28 protein-coding genes are annotated in these 26546 nt (G+C 72.5%); 16 read left to right on the top strand and 12 right to left on the bottom strand.

Annotated elements, in window-relative coordinates; translation table 11 throughout:
• Window positions 1-207: 207 nt before the first annotated feature.
• Window positions 208-1095, bottom strand: a complete 888-nt coding sequence (locus tag ACH4XV_RS33755; protein WP_395796134.1) for a sigma-70 family RNA polymerase sigma factor — start codon at window positions 1093-1095, stop codon at window positions 208-210.
• A 462-nt stretch (window positions 1096-1557) separates the two neighbouring features.
• On the opposite strand from ACH4XV_RS33755, the gene ACH4XV_RS33750 reads away from it, so the two are divergent.
• Complete coding sequence (locus ACH4XV_RS33750; RefSeq protein WP_395796133.1) at window positions 1558-3111, top strand: MFS transporter; 1554 nt, start codon at window positions 1558-1560, stop codon at window positions 3109-3111.
• 143 nt (window positions 3112-3254) lie between these two features.
• Here the strand turns inward: ACH4XV_RS33750 and ACH4XV_RS33745 are convergent, their stop codons facing one another.
• Both ACH4XV_RS33745 and ACH4XV_RS33740 read right to left on the bottom strand, forming a co-directional pair.
• A complete protein-coding gene (locus tag ACH4XV_RS33745; RefSeq protein WP_395796132.1) occupies window positions 3255-4895 on the bottom strand; it encodes a hypothetical protein in 1641 nt (546 codons plus the stop codon).
• A complete protein-coding gene (locus ACH4XV_RS33740) occupies window positions 4892-5671 on the bottom strand; it encodes an ATP-binding cassette domain-containing protein (protein ID WP_395796131.1) in 780 nt (259 codons plus the stop codon). The genes ACH4XV_RS33745 and ACH4XV_RS33740 overlap by 4 nt, the downstream gene beginning before the upstream one ends.
• 228 nt (window positions 5672-5899) lie before the next feature.
• On the opposite strand from ACH4XV_RS33740, the gene ACH4XV_RS33735 reads away from it, so the two are divergent.
• On the top strand, window positions 5900-6328 hold the full coding sequence (locus tag ACH4XV_RS33735) for an OsmC family protein (RefSeq protein WP_395796130.1): 429 nt from the start codon (window positions 5900-5902) through the stop codon (window positions 6326-6328).
• 108 nt (window positions 6329-6436) lie between these two features.
• Here ACH4XV_RS33735 and ACH4XV_RS33730 read toward each other — a convergent pair whose 3' ends face one another.
• A complete protein-coding gene (locus ACH4XV_RS33730) occupies window positions 6437-7114 on the bottom strand; it encodes a class I SAM-dependent DNA methyltransferase (RefSeq protein WP_395796129.1) in 678 nt (225 codons plus the stop codon).
• Window positions 7115-7311: 197 nt separating this feature from the next.
• On the opposite strand from ACH4XV_RS33730, the gene ACH4XV_RS33725 reads away from it, so the two are divergent.
• Both ACH4XV_RS33725 and ACH4XV_RS33720 read left to right on the top strand, forming a co-directional pair.
• A complete protein-coding gene (locus ACH4XV_RS33725; protein WP_395796128.1) occupies window positions 7312-7974 on the top strand; it encodes a hemerythrin domain-containing protein in 663 nt (220 codons plus the stop codon).
• 273 nt (window positions 7975-8247) lie between these two features.
• Entirely contained in the window at window positions 8248-8736 is a 489-nt protein-coding gene (locus ACH4XV_RS33720) for a beta-class carbonic anhydrase (RefSeq protein WP_395796127.1), read from the top strand.
• A gap of 104 nt (window positions 8737-8840) precedes the next feature.
• Here the strand turns inward: ACH4XV_RS33720 and ACH4XV_RS33715 are convergent, their stop codons facing one another.
• Window positions 8841-9881 (bottom strand): hypothetical protein, encoded by a 1041-nt coding sequence (locus ACH4XV_RS33715; RefSeq protein ID WP_395796126.1) that lies wholly within the window; start codon window positions 9879-9881, stop codon window positions 8841-8843.
• 210 nt (window positions 9882-10091) lie between these two features.
• Between ACH4XV_RS33715 and ACH4XV_RS33710 the strand changes: the two genes are divergently transcribed.
• The 4 genes from ACH4XV_RS33710 to ACH4XV_RS33695 all read left to right on the top strand — a co-directional run bounded on the left by ACH4XV_RS33710 (window position 10092) and on the right by ACH4XV_RS33695 (window position 12054).
• The gene (locus tag ACH4XV_RS33710) at window positions 10092-10538 is read left to right on the top strand and encodes a DUF4267 domain-containing protein (RefSeq protein WP_395796125.1); all 447 of its coding nucleotides are present in this window, start codon (window positions 10092-10094) and stop codon (window positions 10536-10538) included.
• 204 nt (window positions 10539-10742) lie between these two features.
• Window positions 10743-11135: a BlaI/MecI/CopY family transcriptional regulator gene (locus ACH4XV_RS33705; RefSeq protein ID WP_395796124.1), complete on the top strand. Its 393-nt coding sequence runs from the start codon at window positions 10743-10745 to the stop codon at window positions 11133-11135.
• A gap of 35 nt (window positions 11136-11170) precedes the next feature.
• Entirely contained in the window at window positions 11171-11830 is a 660-nt protein-coding gene (locus ACH4XV_RS33700; protein ID WP_395796123.1) for a M48 family metalloprotease, read from the top strand.
• A complete protein-coding gene (locus ACH4XV_RS33695) occupies window positions 11764-12054 on the top strand; it encodes a hypothetical protein (RefSeq protein WP_395796122.1) in 291 nt (96 codons plus the stop codon). Before ACH4XV_RS33700 ends, ACH4XV_RS33695 begins: the two co-directional genes overlap by 67 nt.
• A gap of 42 nt (window positions 12055-12096) precedes the next feature.
• Here ACH4XV_RS33695 and ACH4XV_RS33690 read toward each other — a convergent pair whose 3' ends face one another.
• Complete coding sequence (locus tag ACH4XV_RS33690) at window positions 12097-12558, bottom strand: ATP-binding protein (protein WP_395796121.1); 462 nt, start codon at window positions 12556-12558, stop codon at window positions 12097-12099.
• 178 nt (window positions 12559-12736) lie between these two features.
• Here ACH4XV_RS33690 and ACH4XV_RS33685 point away from each other — a divergent pair, with 178 nt between their 5' ends.
• The 4 genes from ACH4XV_RS33685 (at window position 12737) to ACH4XV_RS33670 (ending at window position 15803) form a co-directional block, all read left to right on the top strand.
• Entirely contained in the window at window positions 12737-12937 is a 201-nt protein-coding gene (locus ACH4XV_RS33685; RefSeq protein ID WP_395796120.1) for a DUF1918 domain-containing protein, read from the top strand.
• Window positions 12938-13000: 63 nt separating this feature from the next.
• Window positions 13001-13462: a universal stress protein gene (locus ACH4XV_RS33680; protein ID WP_395796119.1), complete on the top strand. Its 462-nt coding sequence runs from the start codon at window positions 13001-13003 to the stop codon at window positions 13460-13462.
• 222 nt (window positions 13463-13684) lie between these two features.
• On the top strand, window positions 13685-14464 hold the full coding sequence (locus tag ACH4XV_RS33675) for a VOC family protein (RefSeq protein ID WP_395796118.1): 780 nt from the start codon (window positions 13685-13687) through the stop codon (window positions 14462-14464).
• 223 nt (window positions 14465-14687) lie between these two features.
• On the top strand, window positions 14688-15803 hold the full coding sequence (locus tag ACH4XV_RS33670; RefSeq protein WP_395796117.1) for a PP2C family protein-serine/threonine phosphatase: 1116 nt from the start codon (window positions 14688-14690) through the stop codon (window positions 15801-15803).
• Between the two features lie 92 nt (window positions 15804-15895).
• Here ACH4XV_RS33670 and ACH4XV_RS33665 read toward each other — a convergent pair whose 3' ends face one another.
• The 6 genes from ACH4XV_RS33665 to ACH4XV_RS33640 form a co-directional block, all read right to left on the bottom strand.
• Window positions 15896-16588 (bottom strand): RraA family protein, encoded by a 693-nt coding sequence (locus tag ACH4XV_RS33665; RefSeq protein WP_395796116.1) that lies wholly within the window; start codon window positions 16586-16588, stop codon window positions 15896-15898.
• A gap of 132 nt (window positions 16589-16720) precedes the next feature.
• Window positions 16721-17389, bottom strand: coding sequence for a response regulator (locus ACH4XV_RS33660; RefSeq protein ID WP_395796115.1), 669 nt, complete (start codon window positions 17387-17389; stop codon window positions 16721-16723).
• 1 nt (window position 17390) lies between these two features.
• Entirely contained in the window at window positions 17391-18632 is a 1242-nt protein-coding gene (locus ACH4XV_RS33655) for a sensor histidine kinase (protein ID WP_395796114.1), read from the bottom strand.
• Window positions 18629-19471 (bottom strand): ABC transporter permease, encoded by an 843-nt coding sequence (locus ACH4XV_RS33650; protein WP_395796113.1) that lies wholly within the window; start codon window positions 19469-19471, stop codon window positions 18629-18631. The genes ACH4XV_RS33655 and ACH4XV_RS33650 overlap by 4 nt, the downstream gene beginning before the upstream one ends.
• Complete coding sequence (locus ACH4XV_RS33645; RefSeq protein ID WP_380042634.1) at window positions 19471-20406, bottom strand: ATP-binding cassette domain-containing protein; 936 nt, start codon at window positions 20404-20406, stop codon at window positions 19471-19473. The genes ACH4XV_RS33650 and ACH4XV_RS33645 overlap by 1 nt, the downstream gene beginning before the upstream one ends.
• A 273-nt stretch (window positions 20407-20679) precedes the next feature.
• The gene (locus tag ACH4XV_RS33640; RefSeq protein ID WP_395796112.1) at window positions 20680-21363 is read right to left on the bottom strand and encodes a TetR/AcrR family transcriptional regulator; all 684 of its coding nucleotides are present in this window, start codon (window positions 21361-21363) and stop codon (window positions 20680-20682) included.
• A gap of 162 nt (window positions 21364-21525) precedes the next feature.
• Here ACH4XV_RS33640 and ACH4XV_RS33635 point away from each other — a divergent pair, with 162 nt between their 5' ends.
• The 4 genes from ACH4XV_RS33635 to ACH4XV_RS33620 are packed head-to-tail and all read left to right on the top strand — an operon-like array spanning window position 21526 to window position 26457.
• Entirely contained in the window at window positions 21526-22488 is a 963-nt protein-coding gene (locus ACH4XV_RS33635; RefSeq protein WP_395796111.1) for a metal-dependent hydrolase, read from the top strand.
• A gap of 60 nt (window positions 22489-22548) precedes the next feature.
• Complete coding sequence (locus tag ACH4XV_RS33630; protein WP_395796110.1) at window positions 22549-23757, top strand: PDR/VanB family oxidoreductase; 1209 nt, start codon at window positions 22549-22551, stop codon at window positions 23755-23757.
• 31 nt (window positions 23758-23788) lie between these two features.
• Complete coding sequence (locus ACH4XV_RS33625; RefSeq protein WP_395796109.1) at window positions 23789-24664, top strand: M24 family metallopeptidase; 876 nt, start codon at window positions 23789-23791, stop codon at window positions 24662-24664.
• The gene (locus ACH4XV_RS33620) at window positions 24661-26457 is read left to right on the top strand and encodes an SDR family oxidoreductase (RefSeq protein WP_395796108.1); all 1797 of its coding nucleotides are present in this window, start codon (window positions 24661-24663) and stop codon (window positions 26455-26457) included. Before ACH4XV_RS33625 ends, ACH4XV_RS33620 begins: the two co-directional genes overlap by 4 nt.
• Window positions 26458-26546: the final 89 nt, after the last annotated feature.

Here is a 26546-nt window from a genome sequence, read left to right as displayed (position 1 = left end):
CTCGGAGCCCCGCACGCCGGCGGCGGTCCACCACCGACTCTGACCAGCCCCGCACCGGGCCACGTAACCAAACGCGCAACGCCCGCCGGAAACGCCCGGCCCACTCGGGAAAGCCGGCAGGGAACCCAACCCAACCACCCTCCCGTCCCCCGCCGCCGGCCCCGCCCCCGCCGCCCTCCCCGCAACCCCGTCCGTGTCGGTCTTCGTTCAGCTTGCCGGGACCGTCAGGTCCAAGTGGCTGAGGCGGGCCGGGTCGGCCAGGATGTCCAGGCTGGCGATTCGGCCGGCCGCGAAGCCGAAGGCCAGTACCGACATCGGCCGGCCGGCGGAGATGGCCACCACCCCGGCCATGCCGTTGACCAGTGCGGGGCGGGCGCTGTCGGCGATTTGGGCGAAGGCGAGCGCCTGGCCGGCCACCGCCGCCGCGCCGCGCACGATCGAGCCGCCGGGGCGCAGGGGGCCGCCGTCGGCGCGGGCCACCACGTCCGGGTCGAGCACGGCGACCAGCGCGTCGAAGTCGCCGCCGCGGACGGCCGCCAGGAACGCGTCGACGATCTCGCGCTGGACGGCGAGGTCGACGTCGGGGGATGGGGCCGCGCCCTGGACCCGACGCCGGGCCCGGCTGGCGAGTTGGCGGGCCGCGGCCGGTGTGCGGTCCACGATCGGCGCGATCTCGTCGAACGGGACGGCGAACAGGTCGTGCAGGACGAAGGCCAGCCGTTCGGCGGGGGCGAGTGTCTCCAGGACCACCATGAGGGCGAGGCCGATCGAGTCGGCGATCAGGACCGATTCCTCGGGGTCGCCGGCGCCCATCCCGGTGATGATCGGGTCGGGCACGTGTACCTGCGGGTCCAGCGGCTCCTCGCCGCGGGAGCGACGCGAGCGCAGCATGTCCAGGCAGACCCGGCCGACCACGGTGGTCAGCCAGCCGGCCAGGTTGTCCACGTCGTCCGGGTCGGACCGGCTGAGCTTGAGCCAGGTCTCCTGGAGCGCGTCGTCGGCCTCGGTCAGCGAGCCGAGCATGCGATAGGCCACCGCCAGCAGGTGGCCGCGGTGCGTCTCGAAGCGCTCGGCCAGAAAGTCGTGCTCGTTCATCCGCATCACCATCACCGTGACCATCCCCGTCCTGCGGTCGCGTCCTCGGTTCTCGTCGCGACCCTCACAGCCATGACGTTGCGATCAGGGCCGATGTGACAGCGCAGGGACGGCGGGGACGGAAGCACGGACCGAAGCGCCGGCCGAGGACGCGGCCCGAGGGCCGCGTCCTCGGGACGACCCCGGGCGCGTTCGGAAATTGCCCTTCGCCCCGCTGTCACATTCGCCGTCGGCGATCCGTCAAGGCGGTGACGAACGAGTCCCGGCCCCTGCGGCCGGGGGCGGAACCGACGCGAACGTACGACGCGGCCGGTTCGGCGGATCCCCGCGACGACGCTCGGCCGGTTGCCTCCCGCGACCGCCCGGCGTGGGTGGGACCTGCCCTCGAACACCCGACACCGCGATCGCCACGGACGTCCGATCGCTCGATCACCCGATTCCGCATGGTTTAGGAGAAATGTGATGTCTGCCACCGATTCGGCGACGAGCCGATCCGGACCCGGCGTCGGCACCGGAGCGATCCTGGCGTTCCTGTGCCTGGGCCAGTTCATGGTGTTCCTCGACGTGTCGATCGTGAACCTGGCGCTGCCGTCGATCAAGACCGGCCTGGACATGTCGGAGGTGAGCCAGAACTACATCGTCACCGCCTACGGCACCGTCCTCGGCGGCTTCCTGCTGCTCGGCGGACGACTCGCGGACACCTTCGGCCGTCGCCGGGTACTGCAGGCGGGCTTCGTGCTGTTCGCGCTCGCGTCGCTGGTCTCGGGCCTGGCGCAGAACGGCACGATGCTGATCACCGCGCGCGGCTTCCAGGGCCTGGGCTCGTCGATGATCGCGCCGTCGGCGCTGTCCATCCTGACCAACACCTTCCCCGAGGGCGCCGAGCGCAACAAGGCGCTGGGCATCTGGGGTTCGCTCGCCGGCATCGCGTCGATCGTCGGCGTGATCATGGGCGGCCTGCTCGCGGACGGACCCGGCTGGGAGTGGATCTTCTGGATCAACGTGCCGATCGGACTCGGCGTCGCGCTCCTCGCCCCTAAGGTGCTGCCGGAGAGCGTGGCCGAAGAGCGTGGACACAGGTTCGACGTGGCCGGCGCAGCCACCCTCACCGCCGGTCTGCTGCTGCTGATCTTCACCCTCGGCGAGGCCACCACGGTGGGCTGGGCCACCACACGGACCATCGGCAGCCTGAGTGGCGTGGCCGTCCTGCTCGGCGCGTTCGTGGCGATCGAGGCGCGGGCGGCGGCACCGATCCTGCCCCTGCGGGTCTTCCGGTTGAAGACGATGCGGACCGCGAACCTGTCGGCGATCCTGGTGTTCGGCATGTTCGGCGCGCTGTTCTTCTTCGCCAGCCTGTTCATGCAGGACGTGTACGACTACTCGCCGATGAAGGCCGGCTTCGCCTACGTGCCGCTGGCCGTCGCGGTCGCGGTCGGTGCGGGTGTCGCGTCGGGTCTGATCACCAAGGTGGCCGCGCGACCGGTGCTGATCGCCGGACTCGCGGTGACCACCACGGGACTGCTCCTGCTGTGGCGGGCCCCGCTGGACGGTCGGTACGCGGTCGACATCCTGCCCGCGTTCATCGCCCTCGGCCTCGGTTGCGGCATGTGCTTCGTCACCCTCCAGATCGCCGCGTTCGTCGGCATCAGCGAGGAGGAGGCGGGCATGGGCGCCGGTCTGATCAACACCAGCCAGGAGGCGGGCGGCGCGCTCGGCCTCGCGGTCATCGCCACCATCGCCTACAGCGGCTTCGCCGGCGACATGACCCGGGCCGCGGGCAACGTGCACAAGGTGCACGAGGCCCAACTGTCGGTCAACCACGACGCGTTCCTGTCCGCCGCGATCCTGGGCGTGGTCGCGTTGCTCTTCGCGGCGCTGCTGATGCCCCGGGGCCAGGCGGCGATGAGCTCCGGCCCGGCACCGGCGGCCGGCGCGGCTCCGGCCGACGCGGCGGGCGGCGTGGACGTCACCTCCGCGATGACGGAGGCCGAGGTCGAGATCGACGCGCGGAAGTAGCCCGCCGGTAGCCCGGAGTTCCCATCGAGGCGTCGCCCCGCACCGAGTTCGGCCCGGAGCGACGCCTCGACGTGTCGAACGACCGCGCCGAGTACGGGTGTTCGAGCGATACCCCGGGTGTTCGACCGATACCCGGACAGCCCTCAGCCCGCGCGCAGCCGGCGGCCCGTGTAGTGGACCCACCACCCCATCGGGCCGGCCGCCGCGAGGACGCAGGCGAGCGGGATCGGAGCGAGCCCGTCGTGTGCGCCGGCCGCGGCCAGCGCGGGTACCCCGACCGCCAGTGCGGCCAGCGGCCCTCGCAGGTACCACAGCGCGGTCTGGGCCAAGGCGGTGTTGCCCATCGGGGTGTCCGCGCCGAACAGCACGGACGTGGGGACCGGCCCCCGGTACGCGCTGACCAATGCCGCACCGGTCAACACCGGCACCGCGGCGGGAAGCAACAGCAGCGCCGGATGCCAGCGCCCGACCACCGCACAGACCCCGAGGCCCACACCCGTCGCCGTGATCGCCGACAGCGCTGGCACGACGCCGTGCCACAGTGCCAACACCCCGGCGGAGAAAGGGAGATTGCCGGCGCGCCGGACGTCGTCGGTCTCCACGCGGGCGGGTTCGGCGAGCCGGCTCACCGCCAGGTAGGCGCCGGTCAGCGCGAGCGCGCAGAGCAACACCCGAGGTCGGGTGGCCGGTTCGGGCGCGGCGGCGGTCAGCGTCACCGCGATCGTGGTCCACAGGCCCGCCCATCCCAGCAGGCGCGGCGCGCGCAGCAGGGCCGTCGCGTCGCGCCACGGGATCGTCAACCGGCGATCGTGCGGGATCGGCAGTCGCCACACCGGGCGCGGCCGTCGGGTCGTCCGGGCGCCGCGCACGACGGTGCCGGCCTGGCGCAGGTCCAGGGTGAGTACGGACGCGGTCACCCGCGCGACCAGCGCGGTCCGGGTCCGCAGGCCCTCGGCGGGGATTGCGCCCGACGCGCGCCACGCGAGGCCGAGCAGGGCGGCGGTTCCGAGCAGGGCCAGGACGCCGGCCGGGGCCCATCCCGGCGCTCGGGTCGCGGTCGCGGCCAGGAGCGGTTGGGTCGCCCACCCCCATGGGCCGCTCCAGGACACCACCGTGCCGATCCACCCCGTGCCGGAGCCGAGCAGCGCGGGTACGGACAGGGCGACCAGGACGAGCAGCACGAGGCGTACGCCGAGCAGGGTCCGCCCCGCGTACCGGAGCGGAACGCGGTCGTGGCGTTGCACGAGCACGCCGGCCCCGACCGCGCCGAGCCCGGTGAGCAGCCCGGCGAACGCGCCGCCGGCGGTCGGCCCGGGCCAGGAATCGGCGCCCAGGACGTACAACACGAAGCCCGCCGCGCCACCGGCCGCCGTACCCGCCGCGCCCGAGACCAGCATCGCCCCGAGCAGCCGGGGCCGGAACAACCGCCGGCGCAGCACCGGAAGCGGCAGCAGCCAACTCGCGGCCGGCCCGTCGAGCCGGATCGGGCCACGCCAGAGCGCGTCACGCGCGGCCGCGTACAGGACCAGCGCGACCAGGGTCGGCGCGGTCACCGGCAGCGACGCGAGCACGTGCCGGGCCGCCGGGCCGTCCCAACCGCCGGCCCGCGCGGTGTGCAGGCCGGCCACCAGATACGGCACGCCCCAGATCGCGACCAGCAACCCGATCGTGTACAGCGCGAACGCGGTTCGGCCGCGCCGCCGTTCGCGCTCGGCGCGGCGAACGCGGTGGAGGTGGGCCAGGGTTCGCGAGGTGGCGGCCGCGAAGTCGGGTTCGGCGCTCATCGCGCGGACTGCGGCGTGGGCCCGCCGACACCCCCGTGCGGCCGAGGCGCCGGACACGACGCGTCGACCGGTTGCGCGGTACCGGAACCGGCCGACTCGCCGCCCCCGCCGTCCCCGGGCGTCCCCGCCTCGTACCGGTCCAGCACCAGGATACGATCGGCCACCGCCCGGGCCAGGTCGTCGCGGTGCGTGGCCAGCAGAATCGCCACACCGTCCGCCTTGTGTGCGAGCAGTCGTTCGATCAACTCGGCCCGCGCCCGCGCGTCCAACCGCTGTTCGGGCTCGTCCAGGACCAGCAGGTCGTGCGGCCGGACGAACGCGGCGGCCAGCGACATCGCCTGGGTCTGCCCGGAGGACAGGCCGCCGGGGAAGACGTCGGCGTGGTCGCCGAGCCGGTGTTCGACGAGCATGTCGTCCACCACGTCGTCGGCGTCGCGGCCGAGCCCGTGCGCGACGGCGACCAGCATCAGGTGCTCACGTACCGTCAGGTCCGGGTAGTGGGCGCCGACATCCATCACGGTCGCGATCCGGGCGCGGGTGGCCGGGTCGTCCTCGTCCACGGGAACGCCGGCGAAGCGCACCTCGCCCGAGGCGGGCCGTTCGCGGCCGACGGCCAGGCGCAGCAGCGTCGATTTGCCGGACCCGTTGTCGCCCATCAGCGCCAGGCACTCCCCGGGGCGGATCGACGCGCTGATCCCGTCGAGCACGGGCCGGTCCCCGTAGCGGTGGCCGACCTCGTCGAGGACGAGGAGCGCGGCGTCGTGGTCGGCGCTCACTGCGCTTCCCCTCCGTTCGAGGTGTTCGTTCCGGCGACCGGATACCCGGCGGCACGACCCTCAGCCTACGCGGGACGTCCACGCCGCCCGGGCGCCCTCCATCGGACACCACGCCAGGTCGGGGAAGCCGGGAGGCCGGGAGGAAACCGGGGTTCGAAGCGGTGCGAGGCGCGGCGGGCCGCCGCCACGTCCACGGGAACGAATACCGTCACGCGCTAGGGTCGTCCCATGACTATTCGTAGCGCGACCGCACACTGGCAGGGCACCATCCTCGAGGGTGCCGGCACCATGCGCACCGGTAAGGGCGGCCTGGAAGGCGCCTATTCGTTCAAGTCCCGCTTCGAGGAGGGCGAGGGCACCAACCCGGAGGAACTGATCGGCGCGGCGCTCGCGGGCTGCTTCTCGATGGCCCTGGCCAAGGGCCTGGGCGACGCGGGCTTCCCGGCCACGAGCGTGGTCACCACCGCCAAGGTGCACCTGGACAAGGTCGACGGCGCCCCGACCGTGACCCGGATCGACCTGGAGAACACCGTCGTGGCCGCCGGGATCGACGAGGCCGAGTTCCTCAAGATCGCCGATGTCACCAAGCGGAACTGCCCCATCTCACGGCTGCTGGCACCCGGTACGGAGATCACCCTGACCGCGTCGCTGGGCTGACCCGAAGCACGATCCCCCAACCGCCGTCCGGGCTCACATCCCGGACGGCGGCCGGGGCGACCGAACCCGGCACCACGCGATCCCGACCCGACCGGCTCGGCGACCGGCTCACGCGCCCGGATCGAGTCCGGGCTTTCGGGCCGACAGATACGCATGCCTGGTGGGACGTACACCCTCGCCGGGGTCGGGCTCACGAACCGTCCGCGCGTGCATGACCAGACCCGACGCGGTGAGCAGGGCGGCGATCGTGTCCGGGTGCCGACGATGGCAGTCCAGGGACACCTCGTGGCCGAACGCCTCGGTCAGGCGCAGCGGTTCGTCGCCGGCCTGGAAGGCAAGCAACAACCGGCCGCCCGGAGCCAGGACCCGATGGAACTCGGCGAACACGCGCGGGAGTTCCTCGTCCGGTACATGAATGATCGAATACCAGGCGACCAGCCCGCCCAGGCTGTCGTCCGCCAGGTCGAGGTCGAGCATCGAGCCCACCTCGAAGCGCAGTTCGGGATGCTCCCGCCGGGCCGCCGCGATCATCCCCGGCGACAGGTCGAGGCCGAACACGCGCAGTCCCAGGCCGTGCAGATGCGCCGCGATCCGACCCGGGCCGCAGCCGATGTCGGCGACCGGCCCGACCTGGGGGCCGGTCGAGAGCACCGATTCGGCGAAGACGGCCAACTGGGCCCGATCCATCGGCTTGCGCGCGAGTTCGTCGCGGGCGAGGTCGGTGTACGCGGCGGCGATCGTGTCGTAGGACGCTCGGGTGGCGTGAAGGAAACCGGGTTCGCTCACGCCGCGACACCCTAACCGTCGGGTCGGACAACGCCGATCGACGGAGTCGGCTGCGCCGGCGACCGGATCGCGGACACATCGCCGGTCACATCACCCCGTCGCCGCGCGTCAAAGAGGTACACGAGCGCGGAGTCACGGAGATCGAGGGCCGACTCCCCACGCCACTCGACCCGACCCGGCCACAAGCGAGGAATCCCGTGCGCAACAGAGCCTTTCGCCACGACATGTCGACCACGTTCGCCATCCACGACGCGCTGCGCCGCGACCTGGAGCGGATCGCCCGCCTGGCCGCGCGCGGCGAGGACGAGACGTGGCGCGTGTTGCGGTCCGCGGGCGGGTGGGAGATGTTCGAGCGCTACCTGCGTGTGCATCACGACGCCGAGGACGCGGCCCTGTGGCCGCTCCTGCGCCGCAGGCTCGCACACCGGCCGGACGAGTTGGCCCTGATCGCGGTGATGGAGGCGGAACACGCCACCTTCGACCCGCTCCTGGACGCGATCGACGCGGCACTCGCCGACCCGGCGTGGGGACCCACCCGGCTCGGCGACCTCCTTGACGGCCTGGTCACCGGGCTGCGCGGACACCTCGCCCACGAGGAGGACGAGGTCCTGCCGCTCCTGGACGCGGTCGCCGACGCCGAACAGGCGCACCGACTCGATGTGGAACACGGCCGCCGCATCGGCTCCGGCACCTGCCGCTACCTGCCCTGGCTGCTGGATCGGGCGGATCCCGAGACGGTCACCACCATCCTCGGCCGACTCCCGGAATCCATCCGCCCGACCTACCTGAACCTGTGGCAACCGGCCTACGCGACCCGAGACCTGTGGGGCACCCACAACCAATCGACCCTGGCCTCCTGAGCGGCCCCACCCCGAACGGGTGTGCGCTTGCGCCACACGGGCACGTTCAGTTCACTGTCCTCATGGGGAACGGGCCCGGTGTGGCGGCGACTTCGCTCGAAGGCTTCTGGCCGACGCGCCGCGTCCGCCTGTTCGACGAGTGGTGTCCGTGGGCCACGCCGCGTGTCGTCACCGCCCGCGTGGCCGCTTCGCGTCCGAACCCGCCCGGTTCGCACGACACTTCGGGCGCCGGGATCGGGTGAGTCCCGCAACTCCCCAGCCGAAGGACCCCACATGTCCGTCACCGACGAACTCCTGGCCAACAACGTGGCCTATGTCGAGAACTTCACCGGTCCCCTCCCGCTCCCGCCCGCCCGGCACCTCGCCGTGGTCGCGTGCATGGACGCGCGGTTGAACGTGTACGCGATCCTCGGGCTGGCCGAGGGCGACGCACACGTGATCCGCAACGCCGGCGGGGTGATCACCGCCGACGAACTGCGGTCGCTGACGATCAGTCAACGGCTGCTCGGCACCGAGGAGATCATCCTCATCCACCACACCGATTGCGGCATGCTGACCTTCGACGACGACGGGTTCAAGGCCGACATCGCGGCCGACACCGGCCTCAAGCCCGCCTGGGCGAGCGAGGCGTTCACGGATGTGGAAACCGACGTACGCCAGTCGATCGGCCGGATCAAGGCCGACCCGTTCATCGTGCACAAGGACCGTGTGCGCGGCTTCGTCTTCGACGTGGCCACCGGGAAGCTCAACGAGGTCGTCTGACCCACGACGCCACCCCGGCCCGAGGGCCCGAGGAGTACACGCGGGCCCTCGGGCCGGGGGGAGTCGTACGAATCACCCGAGGGTTCGACGCGGCGTTTCGACGCTCAGCAGGCGAACGGATCGGTCGGGTCGGTGGCGTCGCTCGGATGGGCGGGATACGAAGGCCCGTTCGGCGGCGCCGCGCCGCGCCGAGGACCCACACCGGCGGGCGTGACCGCAGCAGACGCCGAGGCCGTGCCCGTCGTCGAACCGGCCACCGCACCCGGCCCCGCTCCCGCACCGCCGGCCGACCCGTCGCCGATCCCCCGCGCCGCCTCCACCCCGTCCGGCTCCTCTTCGCCGTCGGCCACCACCGCTTCGGCCTGTTCGCTCTGGGCGCGGAGCTTCGTGGCGATCGTGTCGGTACGGGCACGCAGCACCCGGGTACGCTCGGCCACCGCCGCGTCGTCCGAGCCGCCCGCCGAGGCGGCCTCGACCACCTCGACGCCGTGCGCCCGCGCGGTGGCCACCAGGCTCTCCGCGACGGCGGTCTGCCGAGCCAGCAGCGCGGTCGCGAACAGGCTTGCCCGCAGCGTGCGTTCCCGGCCCAGCAGGCCGCGGTAGGTGATCTCGCAGGCCACCGGGACCCGGTCGATGCGCCGGTCGTCGGCCTGTTCCAGCGAGGCCAGGACGACGGTGAGCAACCCCTCCACGACCTTGGTGACCGCCCACTTGCGCCCCGGCAACGGCGGCAACACCTCGCGGATCCGGTCCACCTCGGTGTCCAGCGCCGCCGTGGTCATCGACTCGAACGCGTCGTGCGTGGTCAGCCGGACGACCTTCTCCCACGGGATGTCCTCCCCGTCGAAGCCGACCGTCTCGGGGCCGAAGCGCACGGCACCGAGGCCGTCCAGCAACCGCAGCGGCCGGGCGGTGATCGCGGGTACCTTCGGGTGCCGACACACCAGCGCGCCGAGGGAGAACTCCCAGGCCACGAAGGTGGGCGCGGCCGGCGCGGGCAGTGCGTCCAGCGTCGCGTGCACCCACTCGCCCGACGCGACCCGGGCCCGACCGGCCCCGATCCGACTCCCCACCGCGGCCCGCCCGGACGCCGCCGCGGAGCCCACCGCGCCGCCGATGCCCCGCAGTTGGTCCCGTATCGCCACGTCCCCGCTCCCCTCGCCGAACCACCCCGCGAACCCCTTCATGATCACCTTAATCGCACCCACCCCCACCGACCGGCCCCGGCGGCTCCCCGCACACCCTCCGGGCCGCCTCCAAGTCGCTTCCATGTGCCTTCCAGGACCACCCGACGAGTGTTTTCCCCACAAGGCGACGACAGCCGGTCCCACCGGCCCGACACTCGGGAGAACACCATGAAGCTCAGGACCCTCACCACCATCCTGGCCGCCCTCGGTGGCGGCTTCATCATCTACGTGGGCCTCGCCTACCTGCTCGACCCGCAGGCGACCGCGTCCGGTTTCGGCCTGCCCAGTTGGCCCGAACACCAAGGCACCGGCTTCCTCGCCGTCAAGGGTGTCCGCGACATCGGCACCGGGCTGGTCATACTCGCCCTGCTGCTGACCGGACACCGGCGGGCGCTCGGCTGGACGATGCTCGCCATGACCTTCATCCCGGCCGGCGACATGACGGTCGTGCTGAGCAACGACGGCTCCACCGCCACGGCCTTCGGCGTCCACGGCCTGACCGCCTCGCTGGTGGCGCTCACCGCCGGCCTGCTGTTGCGCGAACGCCCGGTCGCGGCAACCGCCCCCGCGCCCACGTCGACCACCCCGCGCGTGAGCGTCCCGACCACGCGTTGACCCGTCGGGCCATGCCGGCGACCGTGCCCCGACGCGCCTACGACGGCGTTGCGGGATGACCGGACACCCCGCACGAGCGGGTACGGTCTAGTGCCGTCACCGTTCGCCGGCATGGCGCCACCGAGCGTGGCGCGGACGGATGCGGGGTACGGGTACGGGATTACGGGGCCGGGAGAGCGAAGCCGGGGACGGAGGGACACGGGCATGCGCGAATCACCGCGGGTGCAGGGCGAGTTGCAGGCCGAGATCATGGCCGTGTTGTGGCGGATCGAGGCCGGCACCGTCGAGCGGATCAGATCCGAACTGCCCGAGTCCTCGCGCGGGGCCTATACGACCGTTCAGACCGTGTGCAACCGCCTCGCCGAGCGGGGGTTGCTGGCCAGGGCGCGGGACGGTCAGGCGTTCGTGTACCGGCCGACGGTGACCGAGGCCGACTATGTGGCGTCGTCGGTGTCCTCGGCGCTCGCCGCGGCCTCCGAGCCGGCCCGCCGGGTGGCGCTGGCCCAACTCGTCGGCGGTCTGGACGCGTCGGAGTTGGCCGACCTGCGTGCGCTGGCCCGCCGAATCGAGATCGCACGCGGGCCCGACGGCCGATGAGTTCGCTCGCCGTCTGAGCCGCGCTGCCGGGCGCGGTGATCGTACTGCCACACCTCGCGCCGCTGGACCGGGTCCGTCCCGTGGGCGCGGCGGCGATCTGGGCCTTGGCTCTCGCGGCCCGCGCGGCGGTGGCGATCGGCCTCGTCCTCACCGCGGTGATCTGCCTGCCGGACACCCCACGCTTCGCGCACTGGGTACGGGAGTTGCCGCACCAGGTGGTCACCGGCGTCGGTGACACCGAACTCGCCCTCGGCGGCCTGGCGTTCCTGACCCTGGCCGCGATCGCCCGCCGTCTCCGGGCCTGCCTGCGCGGCGCCCGCACCCCGCTGCGCCCACTGCCGCTGACCGGCCCGGGCGGCAGCATCGTGGTCGGCGACCGCGAGGTGCTGATGGCGGCCGTCGGCCGGCGGCGGCGCTCGATCGTGGTCAGCGCCGGCGCGTTGGCGGCGCTCGACGACGACGAGTTGGCGGCCGGTCTCGCACACGAGCAGGGCCACATCTCCCGCGCCCACCACTGGTGGCAGGCCGGCGCCGAGGTGTGCCGCTTGCTCGGCTGCCCGGCACCACGCGGGCCGCCGACGTATGGGCGATCGAGCACGACCACGACCCGGTCGTCCTGGCGAGCGCGGTGTGCAAGGCGGCACTCGCCGGGCCGATCCGCGAACCCGACCCGAGCGGCGGGGCGCACCACCTGATCGGCCGCTCCCCGACCTACGCGGGACGCCGGATCCGCCTGCTCCTGGAGGGCTGCCCGACCGGCACCCACCGACGCAACCCAGCGGTCCGGGCGAGCGCGCCGGCCATGACCGTCCTGATCACCGGCGCGACCCCGACCGGCACCACCCACTTCGGCACGACCCTGCTCCGCTGCCACATCACCACCACATGCCCCCACCCGATCCAGTCGGCACACCGCTGACGCCGCCGCCACGCCGTCCGCCCACACCTGCCCAACCGCCCGTCACCCGCCCGCCCCCGCCTCGGTCCGCGCGATCGTGGCCCACACCAGCAACTCGCCCGCCACCGGCCGGCTCCCCCACTCCACCGCCAACGCCTCGACCAGGCGCAGCCCCCGGCCGCATTCGCTGTCCTCCGGTGGGCCGTTCGGCCGGGGCAGCCGTCGCGGCCGGGCGTGCCGACTGCGTACCGCCAGGTGGATCCGCGTCGGCTCGATCCGCACGTCGAGGTCCATCGTCGGCCCATTCCCGTGCCGAATCGCGTTGCTCAGCAACTCGCAGACGATCAGCTGCGCGGTATGCACGTCGTCCTCGTGCACGTGCCGCCGACGCAGCGCCGAGGCCAGCACCCGACGGGCCCGAGGCACCTCGGCCGCCACCGCGTCGAAGACCGCACCGCCCCGAAGCGCGGGCTGCTCCGCGGGACCCGCCGGGGTGGCCGACCCACCGCCTGCACGCTGCGCCATCCGACACATCCCCTCACCGGGCGAAGCACGTAAGTCCTACGAACTGTAGGAGAGATCGGCTCGGGACTCCAGCCACCATCGACGACGGCTCGTTCCCGAACTTCACCCACCGTGATCATCCTGTTACGATCTGATGGCTGAATCGACTCCCCACCCCACCCCAGAGGAGCCAGTCGACATGCACGCAACCAAGGGCGATCGCCTTCTCATCCACGGCCGGGTCGTCGGCCAACAGGACCACGTCGTCGAGATCGTCGAGGTGCTGGGGCCGGACGGTACCCCGCCCTTCCGGATCCGCGCCGCGGACGGCCACGAATCGATCATGTCCCCGGGCCCGGACTGCGTGGTCGAACACCGCCAGTCCCCCGACCGGGGGTAGCCTCGGAAGCCGTCGCCCGCCCCTCGAACGCGTGCGCACAACCCCCATGTCCGAGGAGCACCCGTGACCGACCCCGCGTCGCCGCCCGTCTTCGAACTCGGCACGGACGGACCGCGCGCCGTGCTCGTCGGCGTGGACGGCAGCCGCACCTCGCTCCGCGCCGCCGACTACGCCCTCGGGCAGGCCCGCCGCGGCGACGCGGAGTTGGTCTCCGTCTACGTCCGCGCCCCCATGGGCATCGCCGCCACCACCCCCGAGGGGGCCGGGGTGATGGAGCAGGCGCACGAGTCGGCCGTCCACGAGGTCGCCGACTACATCACGAAGCGGGCCGCCGAGTTGCGGGTACGCCACCGCTTCGTCGAGGCGTACGGCGACGTGGCGCACGAGATCGCCAAACTCGCCGACCAGGTCTGCGCGGACGCGGTGGTCGTCGGCGCCTCGGAACGCTTCGGCCACCGCCTCGTCGGCTCGCTCGCGATCCGCCTGGTCCGCTCGGCCCGTTGGCCGGTCACGGTCATCCCCTGAAGCCTTGAGCCCCCGCTCCCCCATACCTCGCGCCCGCCCTGATCGCCTGGCGGATCGCTCACCCATTCGGCACGACCACAGCGCGACCGCAGTGCGACCGCAGCCCACCACCCACGCGTGCGCAGGCGCGGAACGGGTGTCCGGAGTCAGACTTGTCGAGTCCGTGCAATTCATGACACCTGCGGCAATTCGGACCGAAGCGAGGTCCGGCGAAGGAGCGACATGCTCAGCACCGACTACGCGACCGGCGCGCCGAACTGGCTCGACCTGGGCAGCCCCGACACCGACGCGGCGGCGCGTTTCTACACCACGATCTTCGGCTGGGACTTCCAGTCGGCCGGCGAGGATGCCGGCGGCTACGGCCTCTTCCAGCAGGACGGCAAGCCTGTCGCCGGACTCGGGCCGCTGACCGAGGAGGGCGCCTCGTCCGCCTGGACCGTCTACTTCAAGAGCCCCGACGCCGACGCGACCGCCCGCGCCGTGACCGACGGCGGCGGCCGGGTCCGGGTGGACCCGTTCGACGTGATGGAGATGGGTCGGATGTCGCCGCTCAGCGACCCGGCGGGCGCCGATTTCGCGATCTGGCAGCCCGGCACCTTCCAGGGCGCGGAGCTGGTCGGCAGGCCGACCTCACTTGCCTGGGTCGAACTGCACGGCGTGGAACCCACCGCGGCGCTCGCCTTCTACGGCAAGTTGTTCGGCTGGCGCACGCAGCAGTTCGAGATGCCCGACATGACATACAACGTGCTGTCCACGGCCGAGGGCGACCAGCAGGCGACCTCCTTCGGCGGCATCGTGCCCGACCCGCACGGGCAGGACGCGCACTGGATCGCCTACTTCGAGGTCGCCGACCCCGACGACGTGATCGCCAAGGCGGAGCGCAACGGCGGCACCGTGACGATGCCCGCCGCCGACGTCCCGGACGTGGGCCGACTGGCGTGGCTGACCGACCCGTTCGGCGCACCGTTCGCCATCATCAAGAGCGTGGACCAGACCGCGTAGACCGCGTGGCGCCGACGGCCGGGATCGCCCGGCCCGGCGGCGCCGCGATCGGCGTCCCGGGTCCGACGGGTGCGGGACGCCGGCGTTCGGCCCGGATCCCGCTTCTCCCCGCCGCGCCCCCCGCTCCCACCTCGCCGGGCCGCCCGTTCGGGTGTCGTCACCTGTTCAGCGGGCGCCGCGCATGCGGCATACCACTACATTCTGGGCGACCATGGACGCACCGATGAGCAGCAGGGAGCCGCAGCAGCCCGTGGCCGGAACCGCGACACAGTCGCTGTTTCGTCAGATCGCGCTGCCCGTCGGCATCCTCGTCGTGGTCACCGTCGTGGACCTGGCGACGGGTTCGTCGATGGTGTTCTATCCGTTCCTGCTGCTCGCGCCGACGCTCGCCGCCGCCACCGCGCCGCCCCTGGCGATTCTCGTCATCGGCGGCGTCTCGCTGCCGCTGCGCTACTGGCTGGCGTCGGTGGACGGCTATCTCGGGCCCGAGTACCACGAGCTGTTCAACATCAGCACGTGGATGTACGTGATGGCCACGGCGCTGGCGATGTACCTGTCCGCCGCACGGATACGGCACGAGCGGGCCCTGGTCGCGGTCTCCGAGGTGGCCCTCGCGGCGCAGCGCGCGATCCTGATGCCGCCCACCGACGGCCTCGGCGGCCTGCGGTTGGCGGTGCGCTACTTCGCGGTGGCCGAGGGGGCGGAGCTGGGCGGGGATCTGTACATCGCGCTCGACACCCCGTTCGGGGTGCGGCTGATCATCGGCGACGTCCTCGGGAAGGGGCTGGGGGCGGTGCGGACCGCCGCGATCACGATCGGCGCGTTTCGCGAGGCGGCGTACGACGAGCCGGAACTGAGCGCGGTGGCCCGCCGGGTGGACGCCAGTGTGACCCGCAACGCGCCGGCCGACCGCTTCGTGACCGCGCTGCTCGTCGAGGTGCGGGCCGAGCAGGTGGCGTTCGTACACCGCGGCCACGAGCAGCCGGTGGCGATCCGGGCGGACGGCACCGTGCATGTGCTGGAACCGCCCGATCCCGGCCTGCCGCTGGGTCTGGGCGAGCTGGACCCGGGCACGCCACCCGAGTGGGAGGTGCCGTTCGGCGCGGGCGACCTGCTGCTGATGATGACGGACGGCTTCGCCGACGCGCGGGACGCGGGGGGCCGGCACTATCCGCTGGTCGAGCGAATCGAGGCGCTGCTCGGCGGAGAGCGACCGATCGCGGCGGATCCGGTGGCCGCGGTCGAGCGGCTGGGCGACGACCTGCGGCGGCACGTCGGCACGCTGCGCCTGACCGACGACGCGCTGGTGCTGGCGCTGTGCCGCCCGCCGGCCTGCTGACCGCGTGGCGACCGTGGCCCGACCGCGTGCCGATCCCCGCGGCGTCGCGCCCCGCCGCCGAAGGTCGGCGCGCGCCTACCGCCGCCCCTCGGCTACTCCTCGATCGCGCCGCCCGTGCGGCGCAGGTGTTGCCGGAAGGTGTACGACGGGTCGGCGGCGCGGCGGGACAGGTAGTCGGCGAAGGTCGTCTGCTCGCGCAGGGTGTCGCCGGAGCGGATGCGGCGGGCCTGTTCGCGTTCGGTGTCGTGGATGCGGTGGGCGGTGGCCAGGACCTCCTCGACCCGGTCGGCGGCGACGAACAGCACGCCGTCCTCGTCGCCGAACACCACGTCCTCGACGCCCACCGTGTGCGGCCCGACCCGGGCCGAGGTCAGCGCCTCGGGCTCACGCTCGTCCAGCCGAGTCGGTCCCGGCGGATAGGCGCCGTAGCTGAACACCGGCAGCCCGATCTCGACCAGTTCCGGCGTATCGCGGTGCAGCCCCCACACCACCAGCGCCGCCACCCCCGCCGCCTCGGCCTCCAACACCGCCAGGTCGCCCACACACGCCTCGTCGAGGCGACCACCGTTGTCGATCACCAGTACGTCACCCGGCTCGGCCGCGCCGAACGCCTCGAGGAACACGTCCACGCTCCCGTAGTGCCGAACCGGCAACACCCGCCCGGCGATCCGCTGCCCGGGAACCACCGCCCGAATCCCGGGCGGCGCGATCCGCAGCGGCGCGTCGACCCGGACGCAGGCGTCGGCCACCAGAGGCGTGGACAGGTCCGCGAATGCCTTGAGCATGTGCGTTCTCCGTGGCTCGGCACCGTCGCCGTCGACGGCGCGCCCGAATACGACGAGTCAGTCTCCTGAGGCTACCCACCCGCCCATCCGCCGTCGACGCCATCGGCTGCGGCGATCGCGCGGGAGCGCGGTTCACAGGGGTTGCACGAGGCGGCTTTCGTAGGCGACCACCACCGCCTGGACTCGGTCGCGGACGCCGAGTTTGGCCAGGACTCGGCTGACGTGGGTTTTGATCGTGGCGTCGGACAGTTGGAGGCGGGCGGCGATCTCGGCGTTGGACAGGCCCCGGGCCATCTCGACCAGGACGCCGCGTTCGCGTTCGGTCAGGCCGCCCAGGCGCGGGTCCTCGGCGCCGGGTGCGGCGTCGTGTTCGGGCAGGCGGTGGGCGAAGGTCTCCAGGAGGCGGCGGGTGATCCGGGGCGCGACCACCGCGTCGCCGGCCGCGACCGAGCGGATCGCGGCGAGCAGTTCGGCGGGCAACGCGTTCTTGAGCAGGAAGCCGGAGGCGCCGGCGCGCAGTCCGGCGAACGCGTACTCGTCCAGGTCGAACGTGGTCAGGATGAGCACCCTGGTGTCGGGGCAGCGCTCGGTGATCAGCCGGGTGGCCTCGATGCCGTCCATGCCGGGCATCCGCACGTCCATCAACACCACGTCGGGGCGGGTGAGTTCGGCCAGTCGTACAGCCTCCTCGCCGCAGTCGGCCTCGCCGGCCACGCTCATGTCGTCCTGGGCGCCCAGGACCATCGTGAACGCCATCCGCAGCAGCGGCTGGTCGTCCACCACCAGTACGTCGATGGCCACGTCAGGATCCTCCCGGGTCGGTCAGGTGCAGTACGGCCGACACGCGCCAGCCGCCGCCGGGCAGCGGTCCGGCCGCCACTTCGCCACCGTAGACGGCGGCGCGCTCGCGCATGCCGGCGATGCCGCTGCCGGTGCCGGTGGTGCTGGTAGCCGCGGTGCCGCCGGCGGCGGCGAACGCGCGCGGGCGGCCGTCGTCGACCACGCTCAACTCCAGGCGCTCGGGCGAACTCCAGACCCGGATCCGGGCGTTCGCGCCGGGTTCGGCGTGCTTGAGGGTGTTGGTCAGGGCCTCCTGGGCGAGCCGGTACACGGCGAGCTGGGCCCCCTGCGGCACCTCGCGGGTGTCGCCCTGGATGGTCAGCGTGGTCGGCAGGCCCGCCGCGCGGACCTGTTCGGCCAGCGCGCCGAGCCGGGCCAGGTCGGGCTGCGGGTGCCGAGCCGCGTCCGGTTCGTCCTCGCGCAGCACGCCCAGGAAGCGACGCATCTCGGTGAGCGCCTGCCGGCCGGTGCCGGAGACCTGCTCCATCGCCGTCGCGGATCGGTCGGGCGTACTGCGCACGGTCATCGCGGCGGCGTCGGCGAGGGCGACCATCACCGACAGGTTGTGCGTGACAATGTCGTGCATCTCCCGGGCGATCCGCGCGCGTTCGGCCGCGACGGCGAGTTGCGCCTGCTGTTCCTGGTCGCGCTCCAAGCGGTGGGCGCGGTCCTCCAGGGCGGCCAGGTACCGCCGTCGGGTGCGCAGGTTCGCGCCGAGCACCACCGCCGTGACGGCCATCGCGCTCAGCCCGACGAAGGCGCCGAAGCGGTAGCCGTCCAGGGTCCAGCGCCCGACGGCCAGCAGGATGCCGGTCTCGACCACGGCCAGCGCGTACACCGTTCGGCGCCGGTCCTGGGTGGCGGCCACCGTGTACAGCGCGATCAGCAGGCTCGCGTCCGCGCCGGTGCGCGCGTCGACGATCCACTGGACCAGGGCCACGGTCGCGATCACCGCGAACACCGCCACCGGGGCCCGGCGGCGCAGCGCGAGCGGCAGGATCAGGGCCAGCCCGACCACCGACCAGGCGGACAGCCGCATCAGGTTGCCGGACTCGAAGATGAGCACCAGGCCCACCGCCACGATGGTGTCGGCCCAGATCGGATGTCTGCTGGTGAAGGCCATCACGCGCGCCGGAACGGCGGCGAGCCCATGCCCGCCGCCGTCCCGGCGCAGCGCCGTTTCGATGCGCCGTGCCGTACTCATGCGTCGCGCCTGCGCAACAACACCGCCGCTGCCGCGAGGGTCGCCGCGGCGTAGAGCGCGAAGACCGTGATGCCCGTGTTCGGGGACAGCGCGTCGGCCGACGGATGCCAGCGGGTGAACGCCTGACCGGCCTCGCTGGGCAGGTACCTGGTGATGTGGTCCTGCCACGCGGTCGGCAGGGCCTGCACCACCTGGGGCAGCACGAGCAGCAGGCCGAACACGATCGCGATGCCGCCGGCGGCGTTGCGCACGATGGCGCCGACGCCGATCGCCAGGATGCCGGTGATCGCGAGGTAGAGGGCCACACCGATCACCACGCGGGGCACGCCCGGGTCACCGAGCGCGACGTCGATGTGCTCCTTGCTCAGCACCGCCTGCCCGGCCAGGAACGCGATCAGGGAGGTGACCAGCATCAGTACGAAGGTGACCGCGCCGAAGACGGCGGCCTTGGCCCACAACACGGGCAGGCGGTGCGGCACCGCGGACATCGTGGCCCGGATCGAGCCGGTGGCGTACTCCCCGGTGATCACCAGCACACCGAGTACGCCGATGGCCAACTGGGCGAGGTAGAGGCCGGTCAGGCTCGCGTTGGGCGCGGAGAACCGCGCGCGCTCGGCGGCACCGGTGTCCGGCCAGCGGTCGACCGTGCCGGAGGTCACCAGCAGGCCGAGCGCGATCACCACGAAGACCGCGGCGACCAGGACCCAGAACGTCGAGCGCAGGCTGCGCAGTTTGATCCATTCGGCGTGGAGCACGCGGACGAAGGTGACCCGGCCGCGCCCGGCGGCGCGGGAGACGAAGTCGGGGGCGGGGGCGCCGGGGGTGATCGTGGTCGACATCAGGCGGCCCTGCCCCGTGTCCCGCCCGACGGGTCGCCGACCCGATACTCGACCGCGTCGCGTGTCGACTCCATGAACGCCTCCTCCAGGGACACCCGATGCGGGACCAGTTCGAACAGGGTGATGCCGTGCGCCGCCGCGATCCGGCCGATGTCGTCGCTGGAGACCCCGCTGACCTCCAACACGTCGCGCTCCTCGGTCGCGATCCGCACCTCGGGCCCGAACAGCAGCGCCCGCAGGCGGTCGGCGTCGGGAGTGCGTACGCGGACCTGGTCGGGCGCGGCGCCCGCGATGAAGTCCGCGACCGACGTGTCGGCGATCAGCCGGCCCCGACCGACCACGATCAGGTGCTCGGCGGTGAGCGCCATCTCGCTCATCAGGTGTGAGGACAGGAAGACCGTACGTCCCTCGGCGGCGAGCGACTTGAGCAGGGTACGGATCCACAACACGCCCTCGGGGTCGAGGCCGTTGACCGGTTCGTCCAGGACCAGCGTCGCCGGGTCGCCGAGCAGCGCGGTGGCGATGCCGAGCCGCTGGCCCATGCCGAGCGAGAAGCCGCCGACCCGCTTGCGGGCCACCTCGTCCAGGCCGACCATCCGGATCACCTGGTGCACTCGACGGGTGGGGATGCCGGTGGTGGCGGCCATGGACAGCAGGTGGTGGTACGCCGAGCGGCCGGTGTGTACCGCCTTCGCCTCCAGGAGCGCGCCGACTTCGTGCAGCGGGGCCGGATGGTCGGCGTAGCGGCGGCCGTTGACGGTGACCGAGCCGGAGGTGGGGCGGTCCAGGCCCAGGATCATCCGCATGGTGGTGGACTTGCCGGCGCCGTTGGGACCCAGGAAGCCGGTGACCACGCCGGGACGGACGGTGAAGCTCAACCCCTCCACGGCGGTCTTGGGACCGTAGCGTTTGGTCAGTGCTTCGGCTGTGATCATCGCTGGATCTCCGCGGCTCCGGTGCGTCGACGCCTCCTCGGGGGAGGGCCGCCGGGCGGGTGCCCGGTATGCCCTCGACGGTAGGGAATCGGTACGGCGGTGACGATCGCCGTGCGGACGAACCTTGCGGGCGTGGACGTGCGCCCGGAGGGTGAGCGGGTAGGCCCCGGGGATGACCCGGGCGGGTGGGGGTCGGTGGCGATCCGGCGCGGGGCGGGTGGCGATCCGGCGCGGGGCGGGTGCCGGTCGGATGCTGCCGGTGGTCGACCCTTGCTACTCCGGCCGCGTCCGCGCGCGCCGCAGGGCGAGGGCGGCCTCGGGTGGTTGCCACGCCGGGTCGAGGTCGGCGATGGTGACGAACGTGTCCATCAGCAGCATCACCAGCAGGTGGTGGACCTCCTCGCGGGCCAACTCCCGCCGGGCCAGCCAGTCCAGCGTGACCCCCTCGACGCAGTACAGCCAACCCACCAGCGCGGCGCGGGCGATCGGCGACAGGTCGACGCGGCCGTAGGCGCCGTCGGCGAGCGAGGTGAGCATCTCCTCGCGGACCCGTTCGCGGATCGTGAGCACGTCGGTATCGAAGCCGACGCCGCCGCTGACCACGGTGCGATAGGCGGCCTCGTTGCCCTGGGCGAAGCGCAGATAGCCGTCCAGCACCTTGCGCAACCGGTCGGCCGCGGGTTGGTCGGCGTCGCTGCGGGCGCGGGCGACCAGGTCGGCGACGGAGTCCTCGATCACCGCGACGTAGAAGCCGCGCTTGTTCCGGAAGTAGTAGTAGAGCAGGCCCTTGGCGACGTTGGCCCGGGTCGCGATCTCGTCCACGGACAGTGCGTCGTAGGAGGTGTTGGCGAACAACTGGCGCCCGATGGCGACGAGTTCGGTGCGACGGGCCTGCGAGCGCTCGGAGTCGGGCGGGGTCCGGCGACCCTTCGTGCGGGATCGTTGACTCTTGTTCAAATCGGGGCCTGGTTTCGGTCGCGGCGACGGCGGCGGGTACGCGCAGAGTATCGAAACCGACCGGCACTCGAAGTATTGACTTTTATTCAACACTCCCTACTGTGAGGTAACAAGACAGGTGACCAGAGAGGCAGCAAGAGTTCCCCACGAAGGAGCACCGTCATGTCCTCGGCTCCCCCCGGCCCACCGCTCCCCCGCCGCGACCGCCTCGACCGCCGCTCCACCCGAACCCCGGCCAGGGGTCCGGCCGTTCGCGCCGACGAGCACCACGACCTCGCGCTCAACCCGCGCGACGTGCGCTTCGACTGGTCGCGCCTGCCGATGCACTGGGTCCCGCAGGAGCCGATGGCCACGCACACGATGAATGTGCTGCACCTGCTGCTGCCCGAGGGCGAGCGCTGGTTCGTGCGCACCTTCCGGGAGGCGTTGCCGCTGGTCACCGACGAGCGGCTGCGCGAGGACGTGATCGGCTTCATCGGCCAGGAGTCCGTACACGCCGAGGCCCACCAGGGCGTGCTCGACCTGCTGCTCGCCAAGGGCCTGGACCCCGCGCCGTTCGTGCGCCAGGTGGAATGGCTCTTCCACCGCGTGCTCGCCGGCCGGGAGGACCTCACCGGCTCGGCCGGGCGCGAGCACCTGATCGAGCGGGTCGCGATCATCGCCGCGATCGAGCACTTCACCGCGTTCCTCGGTGACTGGGTGCTCAACGCGCCGGGCCTGGACCGGGCCGGGGTCGACCCGGTGATGCTGGACCTGCTCCGCTGGCACGGCGCCGAAGAGGTGGAACACCGCAGCGTGGCCTACGACTTGCTGGTCCACCTCGACCCGAGCTATCTGCGCCGGATGCGCACGATGGCGGTCACCGGACCTGTCCTCACCTGGATGTGGGTGCGCGGCGTGCGCTTCCTGATGCTGGCCGACCCCGGCTTGGAGGGCCGGGTACGGCCGACGTGGCGCGGGTACGTACAGGCGTCGCGGCGCGGGTTGTTGCCGGGACTGACCGGCGCGGCCCGCTCCGCCGCGCAATACGTCAAGCCGCGCTACCACCCGACCCAGGAGGGCTCGACCGGTCAGGCGGTGGCGTATCTGGCCCGATCTCCGGCGGCGCGGGCGGCTGCGCGGTAGTTCGCTGCGATACCTGTTTCGATCCGGATGCCGAGGACACCGACGATGCCGAGGATGCCGATGAGTCCGTCCATACCGCCGACCTCCGCACCGTCGGAGCACATCAGCCCGCCGCCGACCTCCGCACCGTCGGAGCACATCAGCCCGCCGCCGACCTCCGCACCGTCGGAGCACATCAGCCCGCCGCCGCCGGATCTGTATGGCCGCGAGCGCGGCGACCGGATGATGCGGGCGCTGGCCGTCCTGGGCCGCGTCCACACCGAGGCGATCGCCCGGCGCGGCCGGCGGCCGGCCCGGGTGGGCGCGCCGAACACCGCCGCCGTCCGCTCCGACGCGCTCGAACTGGTGGTGCGCGAACGGGTCGTCGAGGCCGAGGACGTGGTCTCCCTGCGGCTGACCACGCCGGCCGGCGGCCGACTGCCCCGCTGGCAGCCGGGCGCGCACCTGCTCCTGTCGCTGCCGTCCGGACGTCGCCGGCACTACTCGCTGTGCGGCGACCCCGAGGACCGCTACACGTATCGGATCGCGGTGCGCCGGCTGGCCGAGGGCGGCGGCGGATCGATCGAGATGCACGACGCGTTGCCGGTGGGCGCCACGCTGCGAACCGCCTGGCCGCGCAACGCGTTTCCGTTCGCCGCCGAACCCTCCGTGTTCTTCCTGGCCGGCGGCATCGGCATCACGCCGATCCTGCCGATGGTGCGTCGTGCCGCGCGGCTCGGATCGGACTGGCGGCTGATCCACCTCGGCCGCACCCGCGAATCGCTGCCGTTCGGCGCCGAATTGGCGGAACTGGGCGGCGCCGAGGGCCGGTTCGAAGTGCGTGCGGACGACGAGGAGGGCCCGCCGGACTGCGCCGAGCTGCTCGGCCGGGCGCCCGTCGGGGCGGCGGTGTACTGCTGCGGGCCGGCGCCGATGCCGGCCGCCGTACGCAAGGCCGTCGAGGCAAGTCCGGTCGGGGGCCTGCACTTCGAGCGTTTCGCGCCGGCGCCCGTGGTCGACGGCCACCCGTTCACCCTCCGTCTGCGGCGCAGCGGCATCGAACTGCCGATACCGGCCGACCGGCCGGCGCTCGACGTGCTGCGCGAGGCCGATCCCGACACCGCCTACTCCTGCCGACAGGGCTTTTGCGGCGTGTGTCGGGTCAACGTGGTGGCCGGCACCGTGCAGCACCGCGACCTGCGCCTGACCGACGACGAACGCGCGGCCGGCGCCATGCTGATCTGCGTCTCCCGCGCCGCCGAGGGCGAGCGGTTGGTCCTCGACCTGTGACGCGCATGATCTCGCTTGGAAGGCGGCGTAGATGAGCACACGGCTCAAGGTCCCGTCGGCGCGCGCGCCCGGGGGCATGCCGGCGTTCCGGTACGACGAGGACGACCTGGATCGATTCCGCAACGTGCAGCGGTTGGCGTATCGGTGCGCCGAGCGGGTCGCGGCCTGGATCGAACCGGGCGTCACCGAGCGGCAGGCCGCCGCGCGGCTCGGGCGGGAGTTGGCGGCGGAGGGTGTCCGGGATTGCTTCCACATCCCGTTCGTGTGGTTCGGCGACCGCACCGCGTTCCGCAACTTCCGTACTCCGTTGCAGTTCTTCCCGAGCGGCCGGGTCCTGACCGACGGCATGCCGTACGTGCTGGACTGCGCGCCGATCGTGGACGGGTATACCGGCGACATCGGCTACGCGGGCAAGGTCGGCGAAAATCCGGTGTGGGAACGGGTCGTGGCCGATCTCGGTGCCTACCGTGAGCTGATCGTGGCCGAGGTGCGCCGGCGCAGGCCGCTGGACGACGTGTACCGGGCGGTCGACGCACTGACGGTCGCGCACGGCTACGACAACCGGCATCAGGTCTATCCGGGGCGGGTGATCGCCCATCAGGTCACCCGGGTCACCCTGCGCAGACCGATCGGGGTGCATGTGCTCGGCTTCGGTGTGCGCACGATTCGCACCCTCGGCCGGGAGCTGATCGCCGAGCGGCTGCAGGGGCGTTCGCCGCTGTGGGCGGACGGTCGGGCGTCGCGACATGCGCCGACTCCGGGCCTGTGGGCGGTGGAACCGCACATCGCGCTGCGCGCGGTGGGCGCCAAATTCGAGGAGCTGCTGGTGGTCACCGACGATGACGCGTACTGGCTGGACGACGACGTGCCGCATGTGCGGCGGTTGCGCGAAGTGGGGTCGCGATGACGGCGGGGACAGTCGGAGAGGCCGGCGAAGTCGGCGTCGTGCGCGCTCGGACCGTCGTGTCGGGTGGTGTTCGGCTCGCGGTGTACGAACAGGGGCCGGTGGACGGCCCATTGGTGCTGCTGGTGCACGGCTATCCGGACACCCACCACGTGTGGGACGACGTCGCCGCCGATCTGGCTCACGACCACCGGGTGGTGCGCTACGACGTGCGTGGCGCGGGGGCGTCGGGGGCGCCCGGAAGTCGATACGGCTATCGGCTGGAGCAGTTGGCCGCCGACCTGTTCGCCGTGCTGGACGCGGTGAGCCCGGATCGGCCGGCGCACGTGCTCGCCCACGACTGGGGTTCGATCCAGGCGTGGGAGGCGGTCACCGACCGGGCCGGGCCGCGCCGGATCGCCTCGTACACCTCGGTCTCCGGGCCGTGCCTGGACCACGTCGGACACTGGGCCAGGCACCGACTGGCCCGGCCCACGCCACGGCATCTGCGCCAACTCGCTGCCCAGTCGGCGCGTTCGTGGTATATCGCGGTGTTCCACCTGCCGATGCTCGCGCCCGCGGCCTGGCGGTCGGGGCTGGCGGCGCGGTGGGGCGGGCTGTTGGCCCGGGCCGAGGGGGTGCGGCCGCGCGCGGGTCACCCGCAGGCCACGCTCGCCGACGACGCGGTGCGCGGCATCGCGCTGTACCGGGCCAACATGCTGCCCCGAATGTTGCTTCCGGGGCGGCGCGAGACGACCGTGCCGGTGCAGCTGATCACCCTCGCCGACGATCCGTATGTCGGTGCGGCGCTGTCCGAGGACCTGGACCGCTGGGTGCCCCGGTTGTGGCGGCGCACGGTCGCGGCCGGCCACTGGTCCGCCCTTCTGGAGAAAGGCCCGACCGTGGCCCGGATGACCCGCGAATTCGCCGCACACATCGACCACGGCACCACGACGCCCGACCTCGACGCGGCCAGGCACGGCGAACGGCGGCCCGGAAAGGACCCGTTCGCGGGTCACCTCGCCCTGATCACCGGCGCGGGCGGCGGAATCGGCCGAGCCACCGCGGTCGCGTTCGCCGAACAGGGCGCCGACATCGTGGTGTGCGACGTCGACTCGGCCGGAGCCGAACGCACCGCCGAACTGGCCCGCCTGTACGGGCGTTCGGCGCACGTGTACCGCGTCGACGTATCCGACGGTGCGGCCATGGACGCCTTCGCGGCCAAGGTCGCGGCGGCACACGGCGTCCCGGACATCGTGGTCAACAACGCGGGCGTCGGCCACGCCGGCACGTTCCTGGCCACCACCGACGCCGAGTGGAAGCGCGTGTTGGACGTCAACCTGTGGGGCGTCATCCACGGCTGCCGGGCCTTCGGCACGCTGTTGGCCGAACGCGGCGAGGGCGGACACATCGTCAACATCGCGTCGGCGGCGGCGTACACCCCCTCCAAGTTGCTGGCGGCCTACGCGACCACCAAGGCGGCGGTGGCCATGCTGTCGGACTGCCTACGAGCCGAACTGGCCGACTCCGGCGTGCGAGTGACCACGATCCACCCGGGCATCGTCAACACCGGAATCACCCGAAGCACCACCTTCTCCGGAATGAACACCACCGACCAGGCCGCACAGCGAGAACGAGCATCCAGACTCTACGCCCGCCGCAACTACCCCCCGGAAAAGGTGGCGGACCACATCATCCGAGCAATCCGCCGCCGCCAAGCGGTGGCCCCAATAACCCCGGAAGCGCGAGCCGCCTGGTGGCTGAGCCGCCTATCTCCCACAACAATGCGAAGACTGGCCCGCGCAGGAATCGCCTAGTACTGCAACCGTGCTTGATCTGATGAGGTCACGGCCTATGGGCTGTGGCCTCGTCGTTTGTAGTGGCTGACGCGTGCTCGATATTGGGC

It is taken from the genome of Embleya sp. NPDC020630, assembly GCF_044334985.1.
In the GTDB taxonomy this organism is placed as follows: Bacteria; Actinomycetota; Actinomycetes; order Streptomycetales; family Streptomycetaceae; genus Embleya.
The sequence above is the reverse complement of the archived record's forward strand: the minus strand, read 5'-3'. Positions and strand labels throughout refer to the sequence as shown.